The organism is Limnohabitans rimovensis (SeqCode) (genome assembly GCF_965234775.1).
GTDB lineage: Bacteria > Pseudomonadota > Gammaproteobacteria > Burkholderiales > Burkholderiaceae_C > Limnohabitans > Limnohabitans rimovensis.
Genome location: NZ_OZ248562.1, coordinates 728,862 through 751,150 on the forward strand (window position 1 = coordinate 728,862; position 22,289 = coordinate 751,150).

26 protein-coding genes are annotated in these 22,289 nt (G+C 51.2%); 11 read left to right on the forward strand and 15 right to left on the reverse strand.

Features of this window, described 5'->3' with window-relative positions:
• Positions 1–2: 2 nt before the first annotated feature.
• On the reverse strand, positions 3–740 hold the full coding sequence (locus tag AC8GFZ_RS03550; protein WP_506642395.1) for an arginyltransferase: 738 nt from the start codon (positions 738–740) through the stop codon (positions 3–5).
• Positions 737–1,501 (reverse strand): leucyl/phenylalanyl-tRNA--protein transferase, encoded by a 765-nt coding sequence (aat, locus tag AC8GFZ_RS03555; protein ID WP_506642398.1) that lies wholly within the window; start codon positions 1,499–1,501, stop codon positions 737–739. The genes AC8GFZ_RS03550 and aat overlap by 4 nt, the downstream gene beginning before the upstream one ends.
• A 50-nt stretch (positions 1,502–1,551) precedes the next feature.
• Between aat and AC8GFZ_RS03560 the strand changes: the two genes are divergently transcribed.
• The 4 genes from AC8GFZ_RS03560 to AC8GFZ_RS03575 all read left to right on the forward strand — a co-directional run bounded on the left by AC8GFZ_RS03560 (position 1,552) and on the right by AC8GFZ_RS03575 (position 5,693).
• Positions 1,552–2,589, forward strand: a complete 1,038-nt coding sequence (locus tag AC8GFZ_RS03560; RefSeq protein WP_506642400.1) for an acyltransferase family protein — start codon at positions 1,552–1,554, stop codon at positions 2,587–2,589.
• Between the two features lie 64 nt (positions 2,590–2,653).
• On the forward strand, positions 2,654–3,769 hold the full coding sequence (locus tag AC8GFZ_RS03565) for a TGL-type protein-glutamine gamma-glutamyltransferase (RefSeq protein WP_506642402.1): 1,116 nt from the start codon (positions 2,654–2,656) through the stop codon (positions 3,767–3,769).
• Between the two features lie 15 nt (positions 3,770–3,784).
• Positions 3,785–4,600 carry an enoyl-CoA hydratase gene (locus AC8GFZ_RS03570; RefSeq protein ID WP_506642404.1) on the forward strand — a complete coding sequence of 272 codons (816 nt, stop codon included), beginning with the start codon at positions 3,785–3,787 and terminating at the stop codon, positions 4,598–4,600.
• Positions 4,601–4,634: 34 nt separating this feature from the next.
• Positions 4,635–5,693, forward strand: coding sequence for an aromatic ring-hydroxylating dioxygenase subunit alpha (locus AC8GFZ_RS03575; protein WP_506642406.1), 1,059 nt, complete (start codon positions 4,635–4,637; stop codon positions 5,691–5,693).
• Here the strand turns inward: AC8GFZ_RS03575 and AC8GFZ_RS03580 are convergent.
• The 12 genes from AC8GFZ_RS03580 to AC8GFZ_RS03635 all read right to left on the reverse strand — a co-directional run bounded on the left by AC8GFZ_RS03580 (position 5,663) and on the right by AC8GFZ_RS03635 (position 16,799).
• On the reverse strand, positions 5,663–6,256 hold the full coding sequence (locus tag AC8GFZ_RS03580) for a carboxymuconolactone decarboxylase family protein (protein WP_506642407.1): 594 nt from the start codon (positions 6,254–6,256) through the stop codon (positions 5,663–5,665). The two genes, AC8GFZ_RS03575 and AC8GFZ_RS03580, sit on opposite strands and share 31 nt — an antisense overlap.
• Positions 6,257–6,266: 10 nt before the next feature.
• Positions 6,267–6,914: a glutathione S-transferase family protein gene (locus AC8GFZ_RS03585; RefSeq protein ID WP_506642409.1), complete on the reverse strand. Its 648-nt coding sequence runs from the start codon at positions 6,912–6,914 to the stop codon at positions 6,267–6,269.
• Positions 6,911–7,687, reverse strand: coding sequence for a creatininase family protein (locus AC8GFZ_RS03590; protein ID WP_506642411.1), 777 nt, complete (start codon positions 7,685–7,687; stop codon positions 6,911–6,913). The genes AC8GFZ_RS03585 and AC8GFZ_RS03590 overlap by 4 nt, the downstream gene beginning before the upstream one ends.
• A 4-nt stretch (positions 7,688–7,691) precedes the next feature.
• Positions 7,692–8,459: an amino acid ABC transporter permease gene (locus AC8GFZ_RS03595; protein ID WP_506642413.1), complete on the reverse strand. Its 768-nt coding sequence runs from the start codon at positions 8,457–8,459 to the stop codon at positions 7,692–7,694.
• Entirely contained in the window at positions 8,438–9,238 is an 801-nt protein-coding gene (locus AC8GFZ_RS03600; RefSeq protein WP_506642415.1) for a substrate-binding periplasmic protein, read from the reverse strand. The genes AC8GFZ_RS03595 and AC8GFZ_RS03600 overlap by 22 nt, the downstream gene beginning before the upstream one ends.
• A gap of 79 nt (positions 9,239–9,317) precedes the next feature.
• Positions 9,318–10,397 (reverse strand): XdhC family protein, encoded by a 1,080-nt coding sequence (locus AC8GFZ_RS03605; protein WP_506642417.1) that lies wholly within the window; start codon positions 10,395–10,397, stop codon positions 9,318–9,320.
• Positions 10,398–10,427: 30 nt separating this feature from the next.
• A complete protein-coding gene (locus AC8GFZ_RS03610) occupies positions 10,428–11,003 on the reverse strand; it encodes an SRPBCC family protein (RefSeq protein ID WP_506642419.1) in 576 nt (191 codons plus the stop codon).
• A gap of 17 nt (positions 11,004–11,020) precedes the next feature.
• Entirely contained in the window at positions 11,021–12,199 is a 1,179-nt protein-coding gene (locus AC8GFZ_RS03615; protein ID WP_506642421.1) for a vWA domain-containing protein, read from the reverse strand.
• 20 nt (positions 12,200–12,219) lie between these two features.
• Complete coding sequence (locus tag AC8GFZ_RS03620; RefSeq protein WP_506642423.1) at positions 12,220–13,125, reverse strand: AAA family ATPase; 906 nt, start codon at positions 13,123–13,125, stop codon at positions 12,220–12,222.
• Positions 13,122–13,913: an FAD binding domain-containing protein gene (locus AC8GFZ_RS03625; protein WP_506642425.1), complete on the reverse strand. Its 792-nt coding sequence runs from the start codon at positions 13,911–13,913 to the stop codon at positions 13,122–13,124. The genes AC8GFZ_RS03620 and AC8GFZ_RS03625 overlap by 4 nt, the downstream gene beginning before the upstream one ends.
• 17 nt (positions 13,914–13,930) lie before the next feature.
• Positions 13,931–16,306, reverse strand: coding sequence for a xanthine dehydrogenase family protein molybdopterin-binding subunit (locus AC8GFZ_RS03630; protein ID WP_506642427.1), 2,376 nt, complete (start codon positions 16,304–16,306; stop codon positions 13,931–13,933).
• A gap of 25 nt (positions 16,307–16,331) precedes the next feature.
• Entirely contained in the window at positions 16,332–16,799 is a 468-nt protein-coding gene (locus AC8GFZ_RS03635; RefSeq protein ID WP_506642429.1) for a (2Fe-2S)-binding protein, read from the reverse strand.
• Positions 16,800–17,025: 226 nt separating this feature from the next.
• On the opposite strand from AC8GFZ_RS03635, the gene AC8GFZ_RS03640 reads away from it, so the two are divergent.
• The 6 genes from AC8GFZ_RS03640 to AC8GFZ_RS03665 all read left to right on the forward strand — a co-directional run bounded on the left by AC8GFZ_RS03640 (position 17,026) and on the right by AC8GFZ_RS03665 (position 20,883).
• Positions 17,026–17,169 (forward strand): hypothetical protein, encoded by a 144-nt coding sequence (locus AC8GFZ_RS03640; RefSeq protein ID WP_506642431.1) that lies wholly within the window; start codon positions 17,026–17,028, stop codon positions 17,167–17,169.
• Between the two features lie 222 nt (positions 17,170–17,391).
• Positions 17,392–18,387 carry an NAD(P)H-quinone oxidoreductase gene (locus AC8GFZ_RS03645; protein WP_506642433.1) on the forward strand — a complete coding sequence of 332 codons (996 nt, stop codon included), beginning with the start codon at positions 17,392–17,394 and terminating at the stop codon, positions 18,385–18,387.
• A 191-nt stretch (positions 18,388–18,578) separates the two neighbouring features.
• Positions 18,579–18,926 (forward strand): bactofilin family protein, encoded by a 348-nt coding sequence (locus AC8GFZ_RS03650; protein ID WP_506642435.1) that lies wholly within the window; start codon positions 18,579–18,581, stop codon positions 18,924–18,926.
• 258 nt (positions 18,927–19,184) lie between these two features.
• Positions 19,185–19,757 carry a DUF4337 domain-containing protein gene (locus tag AC8GFZ_RS03655; RefSeq protein ID WP_506642437.1) on the forward strand — a complete coding sequence of 191 codons (573 nt, stop codon included), beginning with the start codon at positions 19,185–19,187 and terminating at the stop codon, positions 19,755–19,757.
• A 30-nt stretch (positions 19,758–19,787) separates the two neighbouring features.
• Entirely contained in the window at positions 19,788–20,120 is a 333-nt protein-coding gene (locus AC8GFZ_RS03660) for a bactofilin family protein (protein WP_506642439.1), read from the forward strand.
• A gap of 163 nt (positions 20,121–20,283) precedes the next feature.
• Positions 20,284–20,883, forward strand: coding sequence for a class I SAM-dependent methyltransferase (locus AC8GFZ_RS03665; protein WP_506642441.1), 600 nt, complete (start codon positions 20,284–20,286; stop codon positions 20,881–20,883).
• A gap of 51 nt (positions 20,884–20,934) precedes the next feature.
• Here AC8GFZ_RS03665 and AC8GFZ_RS03670 read toward each other — a convergent pair whose 3' ends face one another.
• Positions 20,935–21,543, reverse strand: a complete 609-nt coding sequence (locus AC8GFZ_RS03670; protein ID WP_506642443.1) for a TIGR00645 family protein — start codon at positions 21,541–21,543, stop codon at positions 20,935–20,937.
• Between the two features lie 135 nt (positions 21,544–21,678).
• Between AC8GFZ_RS03670 and AC8GFZ_RS03675 the strand changes: the two genes are divergently transcribed.
• Positions 21,679–22,287 (forward strand): isochorismatase family protein, encoded by a 609-nt coding sequence (locus tag AC8GFZ_RS03675; protein ID WP_506642445.1) that lies wholly within the window; start codon positions 21,679–21,681, stop codon positions 22,285–22,287.
• Positions 22,288–22,289 lie beyond the last annotated feature (2 nt).

Genomic DNA, 22,289 nt, shown 5'->3' on the forward strand with positions numbered 1-22,289 from the left:
GATCAACCTTGGGTTTCCCAATGACCGTCGACCAAAGTTTGGTGCGGTTTGAAATGGGCCTTGTAATTCATCTTGGGGCTGTCTTTGATCCAATATCCAAGATAAACATAGGGTAGCCCCAAGGTTCTGGCTTGTTCGACTTGCCACATCACGCCGTACGTACCGTAGTCGGCATGGGGATCAGGTTCATAAAAGGTATAAACCGCCGAAATGCCGTCATTGAGGACATCCAGGATGGACACCATTTTGAGGCTGCCAGGTGAACCATCTTCGGTGGGGAGCCTGAACTCGACCAAGCGTGAGTTCACGCGGCTTTGCAGCAAAAACTGGGTGTACTGATCAATGCTGTCTTGGTCCATGCCCCCACCAGCGTGTCGGCCCGTTTGGTACCTCAGGTAGAGGTGGTAATGGTCGTCCTGATAGGCCAAATTGGCAATGCGTGGAACCAAATTTTGGTGTTGCTTGTAGGCCCTGCGTTGGCTTCGATTGGCTTTGAAGTCATGGATATCAATTCGCAATGGGATGCAGGCGCGGCAACCATCGCAATAAGGACGGTAAGTGAAAAGACCGCTGCGGCGAAACCCACGGGCCACCAGTTCAGAGTAAATATCGTTGTGGATCAAATGGCTGGGCGTGGCGACCTGTGAGCGTGCTTGAAGTTGTGGCAGGTAGCTGCAAGGATAGGGGGCCGTTGCATAAAACTGCAAGGCTTGTAGCGGTAAATCCTTGAGGTGGGTCACGGCTGTTGCTGGCTGAATGGCAGGATGTGGTTCCAGTATACGGGTAAGAAATCCCACTTGGGAGGCTGCAGCAGGGTGGAAATCATCAAGTCAGTTAAAAAGACTTGCCTGGAAATGGGACATGCGCCCATGAACTTTAAATGGGGGGTTTGTTGTTGGCAATCGATGGATGCGATGCCGTGCTGTCGGCAAAAACAAATCAGCGCTGCCAGTGCTATTTTGGAAGCATCGCTTTGCAAAGAAAACATGGACTCTCCAAATACCGCTTTGCCAATCGCCACGCAGTACAAGCCACCCACCAAATTTCCGTCCAGCCAGCATTCGACGCTGTGGGCTTTATCAAGTTGGTGTAATTCTCGATAGGCCACCATCATTTCCGGTAGTATCCACGTCCCGCTTTGTCCTGGTCTTTTTGATTCGGCGCAAAGCCTGACCACTTCATCAAAATTTTGGTCTATTTTGATGTCCAGTCGGCCTTGTGAAATCGTTTTGCCCAGGGTCTTTTTAAACGACCGGTGCAGTTTGAACTCGGAAACGGGCAAGACCATTCTGGGATCTGTGCTCCACCACAAAATGGGTTGTCCTGGGCTGTACCAAGGAAAAATGCCTTGTTGATATGCCTCTATCAATCGACTCGCAGATAAATCTTGACCTGCTGCCACCAAACCGGGGTAAGCTGAATCTGGGCCCATGGCTGAGTTTGGCTTGGGCAATGGTTCGCCAAGACGGATCATCGGAATGGCAGAAGACGTTCGAGTCATCAATGTTCAATGTGTAATATAGTTTGCAAAAAAAATCAAAAGACAATGACTTGAAAAAATTACAAGCATCATCTCCGTTGATTGGCCTCATAAAATGGTTGGCAGCGCAGGTGATTGTCGCTCACCACTTGGCTTCCTACGGGCCCTTTGCGCAGAAAGGGCATGCGCAGATGCCGCAGCTTTTTGTTTTTCTTTCTAACTGTGGCGCATGGGCGGTATCTGTTTTTCTGGTTATCGCAGGCTTTCTTGTGGCGCAAAGCATAGACGGAAAAACTGTTGATTTTCAATATATCCGTCGCTTCGCAATCAAGCGCTATTGGCGGTTGGCACCCGTTTATTTTGCAGGTCTGACGTTGAGCGTGGGAGTGGCGCTTTTCATGCGCCCATGGGTGAGTCCCGATATGTTGCCCGCTCAACTGGATGCCGCGGTTTTACTGGCGAACTTTTTATTTTTACAAGACATCTTCGGCCTGGAGGCCCTGTCCACAGGGGTTTGGTATGTTGCGATTGATTTACAGCTGTATGTTTTTTTCTTGTCCCTGACATACCTGTCTCATTTGAAGGGTATGCGTGATTTTTTTTGGGACAAGCGATGGTTGTGGACAACTGTGGGCCTGCTGTCTCTTTGTTTTTTTAATTTGCACGCAGAGTGGAATGTGTGGGCCATCTATTTCGCAGGCACCTATGCTTTGGGCACCTTGGCCTACCACTCGATGCACTTATCAAAAACACATCAGGGAATTTTTTGGCTGTACGTGGCCGGTGCCCTTTTTTGTTATTGGACAGAACCCAGACCCAGGTTGTTAGTGGCCATCCTGACAGCTGCGGTATTGAGCAGCATTCAATACATTTCAATTTCCTCCAATTTATGGACCGACGCAGCCAGAAAAATGGGAGATTGCGCCTACGCAATATTCATGTCGCACTTTGCCATGCTGATGCTCTGGAGTTGTGTTTATCCCGTTATCATGGAGTGGGGAATGCCATTTGAATCATGGTTGCTGGCTATTTTTGTAAGCTGCAATGCGTTGGGTTGGCTCATTTGGCGCTATATTGATAAACCAGTACAGCGCGCTCTGACCCATTGAAATTCAAACCAAATCATCCATCCTTTTTCCTAAAGGGGATCAGAGGGCTGCTGTAAAAATCCGCATGAAACATGGAATTTTTATTCAAACGGCTGATGCATTGGCCACAGAGGCGCAGAATGAGTTTCTGCGTTGGGCCTGCAGTTCGCCCTGGGCCGATTGGTTGGTGGTCAATACCGACACCATTGCAGCAGGTCATCAAGCGCGTTACCAGTTGAGCCCTGAAGGTCGAGCATTGTTAACGCCCCAAGAAAACACGCTTCATATCAGCGGCTGCGATCAACTCATCAATTCCGACCCTGAACAAGCATTGGTGAATGAAATCTTGTTGGGTTTGTTGAGCAGCCCGTACCCACAAGTATTTCCCAGCCATGAAGAACTGTTGAGCCATATTCAGGTGAGAAAATTCATTGCCCAAGCGGCTCAATTAACTTCACTCAAGTTTGATACCCGGGCTGTTGACAGACCGATGTCCCATTGGTCTTATGACGAAGCCCTGGGCTTTACCCTGAAGCCATCCCGGTCATTGATTGAGGCCCTGCGATTGGCCACACAACCCAGCTTCTCTGGCAGTGAATATGCTTTTTCCTGTTACCGCGCCAGCGAATATGTGATTTTGTTGGGGATCACCCAAGAGGCCCAAATCAGCAACCCTTTGTTGTTTGAAAATTTGCATCGTCAATGGGAAATCAAAGCCATTGCCTCGGGCGCATTTCACGACACATTCTTGGTCGAGCATGGCAGTTTAAGTGACCCCATTCCCATGTTTCATTACATACCGGGTGATCGGGTGTGGTTTCGCAACCCCGACCCACACTCCAGCAATGTGTCTGGCTACGAAGGCTCTTGGGTGATTTACATGGGAGCGGGTAAATTCAGCAACTTTTGGGACTGTACCAACCCCTTTTCCTTGGACCAAAAATGTGTGGAAGTATTTCACTGGCGTGATGGTGCCTATATCGATGATGAGGGCGTGTGGTGCATGGATGAAGCGGTGGTTGCCAAGCATGTGGCCCAAAGTTTTGAAGATCCCGCTCGATTGCAATCTATTTTGGGCGATATGAAAAAATACCGTGAGCCTTCCGGTGTGTATCAAAACGGTGGTTGCATCGATGCCACACGAGAGTCTCCTCGACTTTTGCGGCCGGCAAGCTGTGACATTGTTCTGCGTGATATTTAAATCAAAAGGTTGGATATGACAGAAAATTTGTCGTCGGATAGTCCCCTCTTGTTGGTCGATCAGCCCAAACCCGGCATTGTGCGAATTTGCATGAACCGGCCCCAATCTTTCAATGCGCTTTCCAGCGAAATGATGCAGGCGTTGCAGAACCAACTCGAACTGATCAAGTCAGACCCGTCATGCAGGGTGGTTGTGTTGTCATCAAAGGGGCGTGCATTCTCATCCGGTCACGATTTGAAAGAAATGTGTTCCCAACCGAATCGCGATTTTTACGAGCAATTATTCGCTCAGTGCTCGCGTTTGATGATGAGTTTGCAAAGTCTGCCACAGCCTGTGGTGGCGCAGGTGGATGGCATTGCCACGGCCGCCGGCTGTCAATTGGTGGCCATGTGTGATTTGGCTGTGGCCACGCAATCATCTCGTTTCGCCGTGTCAGGCATTCACTATGGCTTGTTCTGTGCAACGCCAAGTGTCGGCTTGACCCGCAATGTCTCTAGAAAAATGGCAATGGAAATGCTGTTGACCGGGGACTTTATTTCAGCCGACCAAGCGCTAGAGCGTGGTTTGATCAACCGCAGCGTCACTTCAGATTCTTTGACTGAGGTGGTCATAGAGCTGTGCATGAAAATCATCGAAAAACCCGCCGTGGCCATTGAAATGGGAAAAGCTTTGTTTTATCAACAAGCAGAGATGGGAATGGCAGGGGCCTATCAACTGGCAGGTCAAGTCATGGCCTGCAACATGATGGACCCAGCGGCACAAGAAGGTTTTCAAGCCTTCTTGGAAAAGCGCCCACCGTCATGGAAACCAAACCTTTCAGGTTTGGATTAAATGTTCATTTGTATATAACCTGAAAGTCCATGCCGTGAGTGATTTTGTTTATAAAGCCTGGTACGTGGCTTGTTTGTCACATGAGTTGACGCAAGCGTTGAAGGCCATGACATTGCTTTCGCAGGCCGTCGTGCTTTATAGAGATACGAGTGGGGTACCTGTGGCTCTGGAAGATGCCTGCCCCCACCGAAAGTTGCCTTTGTCCATGGGGCGTTTGAAGGGCGATCATGTTGAGTGTGGCTACCACGGCTTGACCTTTGACCGCACCGGTACCTGCATTGAAGCCCCTACTCAAGAACGCATTCCCGCATTTGCCTGCGTCAAAAGCTTCCCAGTGGCTGAAAAATGGGGACTCATCTGGATTTGGATGGGGCCTGCAGACATGGCACGCCATGAAGACATTCCGCAGATAGACCATTTCAATGACCCTGCTTGGCACATCACCCCAGGTGATTCATTTTTATGTCGGTGTCACTATCTTTGGTTGGTGGACAATTTGTTGGACCCTTCGCATGTTGCATGGGTGCATCGATCTTCATTTGCCGGTGGTGGCACAGACAAAACAGAACTCATGATCACCAGCGACGAACAATCGATCGTTTGTAGCCGTTGGATTCAAAACCAAGACCCTCCTCCTTTTTATTCGTCTTTGGTAAAGTTTTCTGGGCATGCAGACCGCTTGCAGCATTACGAAGTCCGTTATCCCAGCTGGGCGATCAACAAAACTGTTTTCACACCTGCTGGCAGGGGAGGGGTTGATTTCGATCTTCAAGACCCGCAGACTTACATGATGGTATCGCATCATTTTTTGACACCGGTCGATGCGGACAACACCTTGTATTTTTGGCTTCAACACCGCAATACCGATCCGCACAACCAAGATATCACGGCTCGCAACGCAGAGGGTGCCAAGATGGCATTTTTAGAAGATAAAAACGTCTTAGAGGCGGTTCACCAAGGCATGAAAAAAAATACGGGACGTGTCGCCACAATGGGGGTGGATGCTGCAGCGCTTCGGTTTCGACAAGGAATTCAAAAACTCATAGTCAAGGAAAGTGCCGATCACAAACCCTCTGCGGGCTTGTCCTTGTAATAGCCAATCACGTCACCCTGGGTGGTCACGCCAAGCCCATTGAGCAAACGGTTGGAGTAATTGAAATAAGCGCACACCTGGTTCACTTCCAAAATTTCACCATCATCACAACCTGCTTGATGTAACTTCTCGATATCGTTTTGCACCATCTTCCCAACTGACCGGGTGAGTTTGTGGGCGTATTTGATCAGGGCCAGTTCTTTGCCTTCAAATGCATCAGACCAATTTTCGCTGCGCAGTGCGGACCATATTTTTCCAGCTCGGTCTTCATCATTGATCAAGCGGCGAGCGTTGGCAAAATGGTGCGTCAAGCTGTAATCGCATTCATTGGCCATGCTGACGCAAGAGGCGATCACTTCTAAAAACCAAAAAGGCAAGGTGTTTTCCGGGTTGTGCAAAACGTTTTTGTACAAAACCAAGTGGCCTTCCATGGTATGAGGGCGCAGGCTGTGCGCTTTCATGACGTTGTCAACCGTGCCATGCGGGGTCGTGACCCGTTGGTACATCTCTTTCAACTTGCCCGTGGCCTCTTCCAGAGGGATCATTCGAATCCAAGCGCTCATGGGGTTCCTTTCAGGTGTTGGCTTGCGTCTCAAGCCACGCTTGGGTGGCCTGCTTCCAAGGTGACAGGGCTTTGGCCACCGCCGGGTGTTGATGGCCTTTTTGCCACCAATCGGTCCATGGTTGGGGAAATAGATCATCTTCACCACAAGCATGAAGCAACTGCGTGGCCAAAGGGAGGTTGACCAAAAAGCCACAATCGGCCAAAGTGATTTGCTTCGGAGGCATCGATGAACTTGCCATGGGCCAGGCGCTCATTTGCGCAAGTCGTTGCACAATTTCAGCGCGAATCTTCAACACATCAGGTGGCTTCCTGCTCGCGATGGCAACATGGCTAAAAAGCCTTCTGACCAAGGGCTCAAAGTACAAATCATGAAATCTTGAGCGAAATCGAAGCTGCGCTCTTTCGAGTGGGTCTTGAGGTCGCATGGGTGGATCGGGATAGCGGTCCTCTAAGTATTCCAAGATGACCTCAGATTCACCGATCAATTGACCATCCACATACAGGGCCGGGATCATTCCCATGGGTGCAATTTCCCGATAGCTTTCGGATCGATAACCGCCCGGCGGCGATAGTTCCTGAAACACCAGGTCTTTGACACACAAGGCGATGCGCACTTTGGCGCTGTAGCTGGACAAAGATGTGGCGTACAAGATCACGCCGATAACTCTTTGAGCAAGCCCAGATATTCTTCGCTGGCAGCCAATGCGGCTGCTTCGAGCAAGGCTTTTCCGTGCACCGGATTGGATAAGGCAGAGTGGGAGCCAACCCGACCATCTGGAAAGATGGCCCGGTGGTGTTTAGCGTCTGCATGTTGGTCGCCGGCGTGCGATCGCAAAAAATCGGCATTCAACGGGGGAGCGGGTTGCAGCGCATCGACGGGGCAATGTTCGGCATGGGTGAAGCGGGTGATGGACAGCTCAGATGGTGTGGCATGCATGCCTTCGCCGCCGCCATACCAAGTCTTTCGCATTTCATTCACGGACGGAAAATCCCACCAGCTTCTGACCTGGAAGAAAAGTGGCAGTGCGGGTGAATTCGCCAAGCTTCTTGTCCATTGAATCTCTTGTATAGCACTCAAGGTAGGTGCCAGATTTCCACCGTGGCCGTTGATCAAATAAAAAGCCCGAAAACCTTGGTGTGATAGCGATTGAATGCAGTCCATCACCAGCGCCATCCAGGTGCTGGGCCGCACACAAACTGTGCCAGGAAAGTCCAAGTTAAAGGCCGCAGGCCCCACGCTCAAGGTGGGACCAATCAACACATCACAGTGCGCTTGCATGGCCCAGGCAATGGACTCACTGGTGATGGCGTCTGTGCCGATCAACCCTGTGGGCCCATGTTGCTCGGTTGAACCCATGGGCAACACGATGCCTTGGGATCGGCTCAAATAGGACTCAATATCTGGCCAAGTGCTGTGTTGCAGTCTCATGTTTTCAGCCCTGCCTGGCCAGCTTCACTTCTAATTTTCTGACCAACCAGGAAATGCAGACGATCAGGATCAGGTATTCAATCACCAAAAAACTGTAAATTTCCAAAGGCCGGTATTCGTTGACATTGAGCTCGTTGGCGCGGCGGGTCAACTCGGGCAAGCCAATAACGGATATCAACGAGGACATTTTCACCACATAAATGAACTGGTTGCCCAGCGCAGGCAAGATGACTTTGATGGCTTGCGGCGCAACGATGAAACGCATTTGTTGAAACCAGGATAAGCCCAGGCTTTTGGCCGCTTCGACTTGACCCTTGGGGACGGATTGAATGCCCGCTCTGAAAACCTCTGCCTCGAATGCACTGTCACTCAATGCAAGGGATAAAACACCCGCGACAAAAACGCCCAGTTGCAAGCCCAAAACCACAGGCAAGCCGTAAAAAACCCATAACAAAAGCACCAGCAAGGGAATGGCGCGGAATATTTCCACATACAGCCTGGCCAAAGTTTGAAGCACTTTGCGCTTGGACAAGGCTGCCAGCGCCATCAGCGCCCCAATCAGGACCGATAAAACAATGGCGCACAGGGATACCAGCAGGGTGGCCGTGAGACCACCCGCCAGAAATTCAATATTGGAAGCGCCCTTGTCGAGAAAGGGGTTGAAGATATACCAACCCCAGGTGTAGGAGTTGGTGTTTGCAGCGCAGCCTGTGAGTAAAAAAACAGGCAGCAGCGCGCACAGAGGCCGTGTTATTTTTTCGATGACAGCCACTTGGTCTCAAGCGTGGTGAAATATCCTTCGGCTTCTTTCAAGGCGATCCAGTTGTTCAAAAAAGTCAACCAAACGGCATCGCCTTGAACCACAGGGTATGCAAAGGGACGCTTGTTCTTCATGTCTGCGGAGGTGCCCACAACCTGTAAATCGGGGTAATTTTTGATCAGCGTGGCTGCTTCGACGTTGCTGGTGATGGTGACCTGGGCTCGGTTGGCCAAAACTTCTTGGTAGCCAGTCGCTGGTTTTTCAACGCTGCGAACTTTGGCCTTGGGGAAAATCGATTTGGCTTGTTGTTCGAACACGGTACCCATCAAGACCGCCACGTTGACATTGCTGTTGTTGATGCTCTCCCAGGTGGGAAACTTTTTAGCATCTTTCTTGTTGATCAGCGGAACCGTTCCCGCATAGATATAAGGACTGGTGAATGCCACGGTTTTGGCCCGGGCCATGTTCAAAGAGGAACCGCCAGCAAAGACATCGTAGCGGTCAGAAACAATGCCGTTGACCAATGTGGCCCACTCCGTGGTAACGAATTCAACTTTGACACCCATGTCTGTGGCCAATTGGTTCATGGCATCAATGTCATAGCCCACCAGGCTGTTGGTGCTGGTGTCTTTGAAGGACATGGGGTTGAAATCACCGGTGGTGCCCACCCGCAAGGTTCCGCGCTCCAAAATTTGGGTGAGTTTTGATTTGGTTTGGGCCAAAGCCGGGCCTGCGAGGCCGACCGATGTCAAAACAAAAATGGAAATGTATTTGAAAAATGTTCGTTTCATGTGGGGATCCTTGAAATGATGGCGAAGGAATGAATCAAGTGATATGTTGCCATAATTTTAATCAAAGGTTCGGACGCCCTCATTGGCGCGCTCCAACCTGACAAATGATGGCGCCTGAATCATTGGGCGGGATGTCATGGCTGTTTTTGGCATGGGCCACATCCATGTCACGGGGCAGTTGAACGGCATTTTTCACGGCCAAGACCTCGGCCATGATGCTGACTGCAATTTCAGCGGGCGTTTTGCTGCCAATGTAAACACCAATGGGCCCGCGCAAGCGTTTCAATTGCAGTTCTGTGAGGCCCATGTGCTCTTGCATTCTTTCGTGCCGAGCCAAGTTGTTTCGGCGCGAACCGATGGCGCCGATGTAAAAAGCGTCAGACTCCAAGGCTTCTAGCAAGGCCAGATCGTCCAACTTGGGGTCATGGGTCAGTGCTATGACACAGCTGCGCCGATCGGGATGGAAACTCAACACCACATCATCGGGCATTTCTTTGGTGAGTGTGACACCAGAGACAGACCAAGCGCCACTGTATTCATCTCTTGGGTCACACACCGTGACGGCAAAGCCATTGAACAAAGCCATGGTTGCCAAGTATTCGGTCAACTGCCCAGCGCCAATGAGCAGCATTCTGTATTCAGGCCCAAAGGTATTGGTTAATTTCTCACCGTCCAAATGCAAATCACTGGGCAGGGCAGAGGATTCAATGTGAACCTGACCGGTTGCCAAAAAAGTAGTGCGTTGCATCAATTGACCCCGCTCCAAGGCTTGCACCAAGTCCTGCAGCAACTGGGCGTCGGGGTCAAATTCGAGCAGCAGTTCCAGCGTGCCGCCACAGGGCAGGCCAAATCGGTGTGCCTCATCGGCTGAAATACCGTACTTGATGGTTTGAGGCGGCCCTGAGGGAATTTGTGCCGACGCCGTGGTGGGCAAGCCTTTTTGGGCATAGGCCTGGGTAAATTGATAGATCAAATCATCTTCAATACAGCCGCCCGAAACGGAACCCACCACCGAGCCGTTGTCGCACAAGGCCATGATCGACCCCACGGGTCTGGGCGATGATCCCCAAGTGCGAACCACGGTGGCCAATAGCGCACGATGGCCTTGAATTCGCCAATCGCGCAAGCTGCGCAGCACCATCACATCCAAGTTTTCCATGTCAGTGGCCTTTCGGTTAGCTATCTGACATCAAGTGCGCATCAATGACCAGACCAAGGCACCAGCCAGCACCGCAGCGGCCAGCCAAAGCCAGCGCGATGTGGGGTTTGCGGTGGAAGGCATGGGTTGGTCCGCGCTTATATCGATAGGCGCTTGAGCGGCGTTTGATTTTTTTAACTCTTCTTCAAAGCGTTTGAAAAAATCTTCGGCCAGAGATTTGGCTGCGCCATCGATCAAGCGTTGACCTAACTGCGCAATTTTCCCACCCACTTTGGAGTGAACGGTGTAATTCAATTCGCAACCTTCAGGGTTGGGGGTGAGGCTGACTTTGGATTCGCCCTTGCCAAAGCCCGCAACCCCGCCTTGTGCCTCAAATTGCAAAGCGTAGGCGTGGGGTGGTTGGATGTCCATCAACTTGACGGTTCCACTGAATTTGGCGGCCACGGGCCCAATGCGCAGGGCCACCCCAACGTTGTAGCAGTTTTCTTCGGTCAATTCGAACTTCTCACAACCAGGGATGCAAGCTTTGAGAATGTCTGGATTGTTCAAGGCCGCCCAGGCTTGATCTTGGGTGGCCGAGAGTTGGCGATTGCCTTGCATGTCCATGGTCGATTTCCAATCTGTCAAGTTTTCAGTAAACGCTTGATGGCCTGGGCCAAGTCTTGCAGCCGCGCCATGTTGTGAATGGCCACCGAGCCATCCACATGGCGATGCAGCACCTGCGCACCACTGGCGATGGGGGCATAACCATCAAAGCGGAGCAATGGGTTGAGCCATAGCATTTTGCGACAGTGCCTTTTTAACCATGACAACTCTTGCGACAAGTCGTTGGTTGACCCCGTATCCAAACCATCTGTGATCAACAGAACAACCGTTCTGCGACCTACCAATTGTCGCTGATGCTTCGTTCGAATCTGACCCAAGGACAGGCCTAACCGTGTGCCACCTGCAAAATCGGTAATTTTTTCACTGACGGCCAAAAGCATGTCATCGGTATCTGCCATCCGAAATGGGCCGGTCAGGTCCGTCAACTCGGTGCCAAAAGCAAACACACTGCGTGGGACTTGCCGGGTGGATTGATGCAAAAAAGCCATCATCAAGCGTGCATAGCGTTCCATCGAACCCGAAACGTCAATCAAAACCAACAATGGCAAGGGTTGTTGGCGTCGCTGTAAGTGAGGTAAACGGATCAACTCACCACCATGGCGCGCGGCATCTCGCATGGCGCGTGTCCAATCCAACCGATGTCCCATGGAACCCGCTTGGGTGCGTCGCCCCTTGATCTGGGGCAACGCCAATGGAATCGTTCTGGCAAGTTGTTCAACCAAGCGGTACTCGCTGGCGTTCAAACTTTGGAAGTCTGCGTGGTGCAAGCGGATGGCTTGGCTGGCACTCATGGCCGCATCCAATTCGACTTCATCATCTTTTGCTGGCGGGCGATTTTTGGCATTGGCCACCGCTCTCAAGGCCTCTTGTACCCTGGCGCGTCTAGGAACAGTCGCTTTGGCAGCCTCTTGGGTTTGCGGGAGCATTTGCGCCAGCAGTTTATGAGCCAACTCTGGATTTCGGAAAAATGCCTCGAACATTTGGGCAAATACAGTCCGATCTTGCTCTTGACCAATCATGACGCATTCCAGCGCTGCTGCCAGATCATCTTTGCGGTCTAGGCCAATCAGCATGGCCGCTGTTTGTGCCAATGCCATGCGCGAGCTGTCCATCGGCACGCCAGCGCGTCTCAGAGCCCTTCCAAAGGCAGCGATGTTGTCGGCCAATTTGCCCGTTCTGGCATCACCGAGTTGCATGAAACGGCACCGTTGAACTGTTAACTGGCAGCTTCAGGGGCCAATAAATCAGGGACCATGGGTTGCAAAGCAGCCATATCTTCTCGCTGTTTGAACAAGATACCCGCGGTGTCATGAACCACCTCTGGGTCCAGTTGCAAGGTGTCCAAGGCCACCAAAGCCTTGGCCCATTCGACGCTTTCAGCGATACCGGGACCGCGCTGAAAGGCATTTGAAAAAGGTTGGCTGCGAAGCCGTGACACAAACAGGGCAACTTGTTCGGCCAGAGTTTGGCTGGCTTGAGGCACCTTGGATCGCAAAATGGCCAACTCTTGGTCTCGCTCAGGATAGTCCATCCAATGGTAGAGGCAACGTCTTTTCACGGCATCATGCAAATCGCGTGTGCGGTTGCTGGTCAAGATGGTGACAGGCGTGCTGTCGGCTGAGATCGTTCCCAGCTCGGGAATGGTCACTTGGTATTCACCCAAATACTCCAACAAAAAAGCTTCAAAGGGTTCATCGGCACGGTCGACTTCATCGATCAACAAAACGGCACCCGGGGCAGGGGTTTGCAAGGCTTGTAACAAGGGCCGGCGAATCAGGTATTTGGGTTGGTACAACTCCCGCTCCACCTCATCCAAGTGAGCGTGGTCTTGGGCTGCTCGCATGTGCAATAACTGCGCAGCATGATTCCATTCGTACAGTGCCTCTCTCTGCTCCATGCCGTCGTAGCATTGCAGACGCAACAAAGGCCGCTGCAACACTTGAGACAAGGCCTTGGCCAGTTCAGTTTTGCCCACGCCGGGCTCGCCCTCTAATAGCAAAGGGCGTTGCAGGCGAAGGCTCAAAAAAACAGCCGTGGCCAGTCTGCGGTGGGCTTGGTATCCCGCGCCAGCCAAGGCTTGTATGACACCGTCAATGGAGTCCAGCGCTGGAACAGGTGTCATCCGATCGCCTGTTGGACCGCACGCTGTGTTTGCACCTTGATCAAATTGGCGCGATAGGTTGCGGAGGCGTGCAAGTCACTGTTCAGGTGTTGCGCATCAATCTGGATATTTTGAACCGCCCCAGGTGTGAAGGATTGGTTCAACGCAGCCTCCAAGCCGGAATGGCGGAACACACCATTGCTGGCACCGGTGATCGCCACTCGGGCGCCGTTCCCAGTTTCAGCCACAAAGACGCCGACCAAGGCAAAGCGGGATGCCGCCTGCTTGAATTTGGCATAGGCAGCTCGTTTGGGGATGGGAAAGGCAATGGCGGTGATGAGTTCGCCGCTGTTCAAAGCGGTGGCATACATGCCTTGGAAAAAATCAGCTGCTTTGATGGTTCGTTGGTTGGTGTGGATGATGGCATCCAATGCCAATACCGCACTGGGATAGCAAGCCGCCGGATCGTTGTTAGCGACTGACCCCCCGATGGTTCCCATGGCGCGAACTTGTCGGTCACCAATGCCGCCTGCCAAGGCGGCGAGGGCAGGGATATTCGCCTTCACATCTGCATTGGTTTCGACGGTTTGGTGTGTACACATGGCACCAATGACCAGGGTGTTGCCATCTTTTTTAATACCGTGAAGGGCCTTGATTTGTGACAAGTCGACCAATTTTTCAGGCTGCATGAGGCGCTGCTTCATGGCTGCCAGCATGGTTTGCCCGCCGGCCAGGGCTTGCGACCCATTGGCAATTTGCTTGCTTGCCTCGTCGAGGGTGGCTGGGCGTTCGTAGGTAAAAGCGTACATGTTGATTCCTTTGATCTTTAAGTATTGACGGCTTGAATGGCTTGCCAAACGCGGTGCGGCGTTGCGGGCATGTCTAAGTTTTTCACGCCCAAAGGCGCCAAGGCATCTAAAACAGCATTCATGATGGCAGGTGGCGAACCAATCGCTCCCGCTTCGCCACACCCTTTGGTCCCCAGGGGGTTGTGGCTGCAAGGGGTGCAAACATGACCCAATGTGAAAGCAGGGAAATCATCCGCACGTGGCATGGTGTAGTCCATGAAGGAGCCAGTCAGCAATTGCCCCGTCTCTTTGTCATACACGCAATTTTCCATCAAGGCTTGGCCAATACCTTGCACCAAACCACCATGGACTTGGCCTTCCACAATCATGGGATTGATGATGGTGCCGAAATCATCCACGGCTGTGAAGCGGTCAAGTTTCACCACGCCCGTTGATGGATCGACTTCGACTTCGGCAATGTAGGTGCCGGCGGGGAAGGTGAAGTTGGTGGGATCGTAGAAAGCCGTTTCATTCAAACCCGGCTCAAGCTTGTCCAGTGGATAGTTGTGCGGCACATACGCGGTCAAGGCCACTTGTCCAAAGGTGATTTTTTTATCCGTGCCTTTGACATTGAACTCGCCATTGGCGAACTCAATATCGGCATCGGATGCCTCCATCAAATGGGCGGCAATCTTTTTCGCCTTGGCTTCAATTTTGTCAAGGGCGCGCATGATGGCGGCACCACCCACTGAGATCGAGCGTGAGCCGTAGGTGCCCATCCCAAATGGGACTCTGCCTGTGTCACCGTGGACAATGTCAACGGCTTCTACGGCAATGCCCAATCTGGCAGCCACCACTTGGGCAAAAGTGGTTTCGTGCCCTTGTCCATGGCTGTGCGAGCCAGTGAAAACGGTGACGCTGCCGGTAGGATGCACGCGAACTTCACCACACTCAAAAAGCCCGGCCCTGGCGCCCAGTGCGCCGGCAATGTTTGAAGGGGCAATGCCACAGGCCTCGATGTAGCTGGAGTAGCCGATGCCGCGCAATTTGCCGTTGGACTGGCTTGTGGCTTTGCGTTGCGCAAAACCCGCCACATCGCCCAGTTTTTGTGCCTCGTTCATGCAGGCGTGATAGTCGCCCACATCGTATTGCAGCGCGACCGGCGTCTGGTAGGGGAATTGGGTGATGAAATTGCGTTTGCGGATTTCGTCTTGCGTCAATCCCATATCCCATGCGGCACGGCTGACAATTCGCTCGAGCAAATAAGTGGCTTCTGGCCGGCCAGCACCACGGTAAGCATCAACCGGTGCGGTGTTGGTGAACCATGCATCAACTTCGACGTAAACCTGTGGGGTTGTGTATTGCCCAGCCAACAGCGTGGCGTACAAGATCGTGGGAACTGCGGTTGAAAAGGTGGAAAGGTATGCACCCAAATTCGCATGGGTATGAACGCGCAGAGCCAAAAACTTTCCGTCTTTGTCCATGGCCATTTCAGCATGGCTGACATGATCCCGGCCATGGGCGTCACTCAAAAACGCTTCTGAGCGGTCACAGGTCCACTTGATATTGCGATTGAGCTTTTTTGACGCCCATGTTAAGCAAACGTCTTCGGCGTACAAATAAATTTTGGACCCAAAACCACCACCCACGTCGGGGGCGATGACCCGGACTTTGTGTTCGGGCAAGCCCATCACAAAAGCCGTCATCAGCAAGCGCTCGACGTGTGGGTTTTGATTGGAAACCCACAATGTGTATTCATCGTTGGCGCGGCTGTAGGAGCCAATGGCAGCACGCGGCTCCATGGCATTGGGGACCAATCGGTTGTTGACCAAATCCAGTTGGGTCACATGGGCGGCATTGGTAAACGCGGCATCTACTTGTGCCTTGTCACCGATGGCCCATTTGTAGCAGTGGTTGTTTGGTGCGGCATCGTGCAAGGCGGTTGCTTTGCTCGCATCGCGCACATCGACCACGGATGACAGAACATCGTACTCAACGGTCACAAGTTCGGCTGCATTTTTAGCCTGTTCCAATGACTCTGCCACCACCATCACCACATGGTCACCCACATAGCGGACTTTGTCTTGGGCCAAAATGGGGTGGGGCGGTTCTTTCATGGGTTGCCCATTGGTATCGGTGATCAGCCAACCACAGGGCAAGCCGTTGATTTTTGCGTCAACCACATCATGACCGTCCAGTATGCCAATGACACCAGGCGCAGCAAGGGCTGCTTTTTTATCAATACTTTTAATCTTGGCGTGTGCATGCGGCGATCGCACAAAGACGGCATGTGACATATTGGCCAAATCGATGTCGTCAGTGTATTGACCCGCACCGGTTAAAAACCGGTAGTCCTCTTTGCGCAAAAAGGACTCTCCGATATGAGGAAGTTTTGAAAAATCTGATGCACCCATGGTTGTCTCCTGTGGTTTCTTAATTTCAAGATTTCATGGCTGCAGCACCTTGCTGCACGGCCTTGACAATATTTTGATAACCAGTGCATCGACACAAGTTGCCTTCAAGCTGTTCGCGAATCACTTGCTCGCTGGCATTGGGATGGCGTTTGCACAGGTCAATCGCGCTCAGGACCATTCCGGGGGTGCAAAAACCACATTGCAGACCATGGCAGTCTTTAAAGGCGGACTGCATGGGGTGCATGGTCCCATCTGCATCGGCCAAACCTTCAATGGTGGTGACTTGTGCCCCTTGGGCTTGTGCCAGCAAAACATTGCATGACTTCACAGCGTTGCCATTCAAGATGACCGTGCAAGCTCCGCATTGGGCCGTGTCGCAGCCCACGTGGGTGCCAGTTAGCTTTAAGTTTTCACGAATGGCTTGAACCAATAAGAGGTTGGGTGCTGCATCAATTGATCGTGCCCGACCGTTAACTGTGATTTCAACCTTCATTGCTGTCTCCTTGGGAAAAAAAAGTGGGTTTGATGGTGAATTATCGTGAAATCAGTAGACCACTGAATAATGAGAAAGAATTTAGTGAAAACCCTGAATCGTCTTGCCATGCCTTCGCAGGGTGGCGTGAATTCGCTTTCAAAGACTATTGTGGTGGTTTCAGAAGAAGGGGTAGACTCATTCATCTAGTTCCCACGAGGTGGGCCAACATTGCGAGGAGTTTCTCATGGCCAAAGGTCAGCAAAAGTCAAACAAAGAGAGTAAAAAGCCTAAGAAGGATACCTCTGCACCCAAGACCCTGACAGGTGAGCCCATGCGCGCTGCCGTGACCACTGTGGTCATGCCTCGTGGGAAAGAAAAGAACAAGTGAATCCTTTCAGGAACCTCTCATGAAGCGATGCGCATGGATTCAATCATCGGCGATGATTTGGGGTTTGAATGGGCAAATCACTAAAAATTCATGGGCGGATGAATCAATAGCGGGGAATCTGTCTTTCAGCGGATCGCCTGTGAATCTGGGGGCCTTGGTTCAAGGCCGTGTGATGTTGTTCAAGTCCGACGATCTGCTGGACTTACCTCTTCGAGTCGATTGATGAAATACATATCACATGGTGTGGGTGGGGGCCCAGAGGTTCTGGTTCCAGCGCAAACCGACGTGCCGGTTTTAAGCCCCGGGGAGGTGTTGATCAAAGTCGCCTTTGCGGGAGTCAACAGGCCTGATTGTTCCCAACGCAGCGGCAGATACCCGCCACCCAAGGGTGCTTCTCCCATCATGGGCTTGGAAGTTTCTGGGCACATAGCGGCCGTGGGTGAGGGTGTCCGTGGATGGGCTTTGGGCGACAGGGTGTGCGCTTTGTGCAATGGCGGTGGATATGCTGATTTCGTTGCTGTTCCTGCCTCGCAAGCTTTGCCCATACCCCAGGGCATGGGTTTGTTGCAAGCTGCAGCTTTGCCAGAGAACTATTTCACGGTGTGGGTAAACTTGTTTTTGCGCGGTCATCTGAAAGCCGGTGAGACCTTGCTGGTTCATGGCGGTTCCTCCGGTATTGGTTTGACGGCCATTCAGCTGGCCAAAGCCTTTGGCGCCAAGGTTTACTGCACGACGGGCTCCGTCGAAAAGAACATGGCGTGTTTGAAGGCCGGGGCCGATGCGGCGATCAATTACAAGACGCAAGATTTTGTGACCGAAACCCTCGGCCTCACCCAAGGACAAGGGGTGGACATTGTTTTGGACATGGTTGGCGGGGACTATGTCGATCGCAACCTCAAAGTCTTGGCGGTTGAAGGTCGATTGATTCAAATTGCTTTTTTACAGGGCGCGAAAGTGAATGTGGACCTCACCTCTTTGATGGTCAAGCGGATTGCTTTCACAGGTTCCACCCTCAGGCCGCGCACCATTGAAGACAAAGCTCATATTGCCCAGTCGTTACAAGAACATGTTTGGCCTTTGCTGGGCCAGGGCAAGGCATTGCCCATCATTGACCGTGTTTTTGAAATGGACGATGCATCTTTGGCCCATGGCTTGATGGAGTCTTCTGTGCACGTTGGCAAGATCATGCTAAAGATTCATGGCGACGAATTTAAGTGATCACTTTGATGATTGGATAGATGCCAGAATTTTTATCACAAAAAAGTTGTGTCATTCCGACAATAAATTAACCCCAAGTTTGCATAAGCGTCGCAAATGAGCCCTACAATGTTTACAGTTTGCTGAAACAAGCACTTTTGAATTAAGCAATTTTTGAGTCTTGATCGACTTTACTGACCTGAAAGATGAACATGTCGAATGCACTGTTAGATAACCAAAGCATTACCATTGGTCAAGGTGTGACCTTCAAAGGGTCGCTGAATGTTCCCAGCAAGGCGGTTATCAATGGCACCGTGGACGGTGATTTGACGGCCGATGAGTTGGAGATTGGCCCGACTGGAAAAATAACAGGTTTGATCACTGCTCGCAAGATAGATGTGCAAGGCGAACTGCATCAGGTGATTACTTGTAAAGATCATTTGATGATTCGCTCCACGGGCAAAGTCAGTGGTGCCATTGAATATTCTGAAATCGAGATCGAACGTGGCGGTCAATTCCGGGGAGAAATGAAACAAGTGGGCATCAAAACTTTCGGTTGATGTGGGTTCATTCTTCTCCCTATTGCGCATTCCTTTCCTGAATCCATTCAACCTCTGATCCCGTGAGCTTCGCATTTTGCAAGCTTTGCATAGCTGAGATGACCAGATCGGCCAATTGACAATCAGTTTGTCACATCATGTGACAGTCAACCAGTGACTTAATGACGTTCAGTGGCGTCTCGATCATCTGATCAATTTCATTTGTTGAAAAGACAAACTCACTGCTGATAGTATTGGGTTTTATTGCAAGAGGTTTTGATGGAATCTGCCAAGCCAGACGATTTATTGGAAACGCACTCGGATCCATTTAAATCCAGATGCGCATTGCTGGTGTCATTGTTGGCCATGGTTTTGGCCTTGGCAAGTTTGGGTGGGAGCAATGCATCCAAAGAAGCCACTATGCACAATATCTTGGCGTCAAATGCTTACGCCTTTTACCAGGCTAAAAATATTCGGCAAACCAGCTACAAATTGGCGGCGGACGACCTTCAATTCATTTTGGCGCAAGAAAAACTCAGCCCTGCAACCCGTGAACTGGTTGAGGGTAAATTGCAATCCTACAAAAAGAACATCGAAAGGTATGAATCTGAACCCGATACCAAAGAAGGCAAAAAAGAATTGATGCTGCAAGCCAAAGAACATGAACACGAGCGTGATCTGGCTCTGCGCCGTGATCCCTGGTTTGACTATGCCGAGGCATTGCTGCAAATATCTATTGTGTTGACCTCCGTCGCCTTGATCACGGGTGTGGGTTTGTTGCTCGGCGCTTCATTGACTTTGGGGGCGGTGGGTGTTTTTTGCACCCTCAATGGATACCTTCTTTTCATTTGATTGATCATTCTTTTTTACTGAGTTGTTGACATGGCCACTTCTGCAAATGATTTACCGAGTTTGACCATTGGTTCTGGCGTCACAGCCAAAGGCGTATTGCACGTTCCTGGAAAAGCCACTGTTTATGGCACCATCGAAGGCGAGTTGACCGCTGATGAGGTCCTGGTGGGCTCTACTGGCAAATTCAATGGCAAACTCAAAGCAAGACGGGTGGATGTTTTGGGCCAACTGGGTCAAACCATCGACTGTCAAGAGTCCTTGGTGATTCGCCAAACTGGCAAGGTCACGGGCAAGTTGGAATACTCGGAAATTGAAATTGAAAAAGGCGGCGAGTTCGTTGGCCAATTGAACAAACGCGGTTAAGTCCGTGCACCGTTTGCTGACATGGCCGGTACCAGCACTGTTGATCTGGTCTGGAACGTGGCTGATTTTTACCTTTTTAAATAGCACATCTTTACAATCACCTTGGCCCTGGGTGGTCGCCACCGGTACGGGTTTGGTGTGCAGTGTTTTGGGTGGAACGCGCATGCGGCAAGTGGTGTTGGCTTTGGGCTTTCCCTTGTCTTGGTGGATTTCCTTTTCAGCACCCATGCCAGCTTGGGCCTGGCTTTTGCCATTGGTTTTGGCTTTGATGATTTATCCCGTTCGCTCCTGGCGTGATGCCCCTTTGTTTCCCACACCGCTGAACGCTTTGAGAGAATTGCCTTTACAAGCACCCCTCAAAGAGGGTGCCATCATCATGGATGCAGGTTGTGGCTTGGGAGATGGGCTGATGGCCCTGCGCTTGGCTTACCCGCGTGCGCATTTTTGGGGCATTGACGCCAGTTGGCCTTTGCGATGGCTCTGTGCCATTCGATGTCCTTGGGCTCGAATATGGTTTGCAGACATTTGGAAAGCATCGTGGGCCGAGTGCGATATGGTCTATCTGTTTCAAAGACCCGAAACCATGGAGCGTGCTGCCCTCAAGGCATCCCAAGAGCTCAAACGTGGCGCTTGGATGGTCAGTTTAGAGTTTGAGGCCCATGGCTTGGTGCCCACTGCTGTCGGCCAAGCCAGCGAAAACCGGCCAATTTGGTTGTACCAACAACCGTTTCAATGGGCCCATCACAAAAACATACCTGCCTGACTTCCATGCTTCTCCAGCAATCGCTGACATGAAATGGGCAATAGTCAATAGTCAATGAGGGTTCATGTTTTGCGATGGCGCTGGATGGTGCATCAATCGGTCTGTCCATGCGATGGCCAAAGCACTCAGCAAAAAAGTAACGTGAATCAGCGTTTGCCACAACAAAACCTTATCGCTGTAATTTTCGGCATTGATAAAAGATTTCAGCAAGTGGATGGAAGAGATACCAATGATGGCTGTGCTCAATTTAACCTTGAGCACAGAGGCATTGACATGGCTCAGCCATTCCGGTTGGTCCGGGTGATGCTCCAAATACATTCTTGAAACAAAGGTTTCGTAGCCCCCCACGATCACCATGATCAACAAGTTGGAAATCATGACCACATCAATCAATCCAAGTACCACCAGCATGATGAGGGTTTCATTGAGTCCATCTAAATTGACGGCGCTTTTGTAACCAATGCTGTTGACCAAAGATTGCACTGCGGTTTGGCTGCCAAAAGCGGCCTCCATCAGATGGATCAATTCAATCCAAAAGTGGTAGACATAAACGCATTGGGCTAAAACCAAGCCCAGGTACAGGGGCAATTGAAGCCAGCGACTGGCAAAAATAAAATTGGCCAAGCGTCCAGTGCGTTGATGGGGCAGGTCGTGTTGCATGATCAAAGAGGTGGTTTGGGTTTCGTTGATGCTATTGTCTTGTACTTTGAATGCCCACCATGGCGATTCGGTGATTTGGATCAGATCATCACGAGTTGAATGCCCCATGTTTAAAAATTGCTATAGGATTTTTCAATGCTATTCGATAAAAATGACGCTCAATTGATTCTCGTTTCTTGTCAGGAAACTGTTTGTGCCAAAAGCATAGATCCGGAAGAATTTTCTGCGCAAGTTCAAAAGTTGGCACGCGTCGCCCAAATCTTTCAGATACCGATTTGGTCGGTGGTTCACATGCCACACGTTTGGGGTGATTACATGAAAGCGTGTCAAGCCTTTTGCGAACGCCCGATGGAGAGCGCTTTGTTCAGTGCCGCTGATATGTTGTCCCCACATCTCAACCCCGTTCGCAATCCTTCTGCAGGTAATGCGCGCAGCTTGCCCAAGCACCTTCAAAAACCGACGGATCATTCAGAACCTCAAAGGCCCCTCATTGTTTTGGCTGGTTGCGAAGTTCATGTGGGTGTAGTTCAAACCGCGCTGGATTTGATGGATTTGGGTTATGAAACCATTGTCGTTGTCGATGCATGCACCGCAATGCAAGCAAGAGACAGGGATGCTGCATTTGATCGATTGGCTTCGGTCGGCGTCGAGTTGACAACGGTGGACATGTTATGTATGGAGTGGTTGCGCTCCAGTAAGGCCACTGAAAGCACAGCGGTGATTCAAGCCCTGGGCAAATTTTAAAC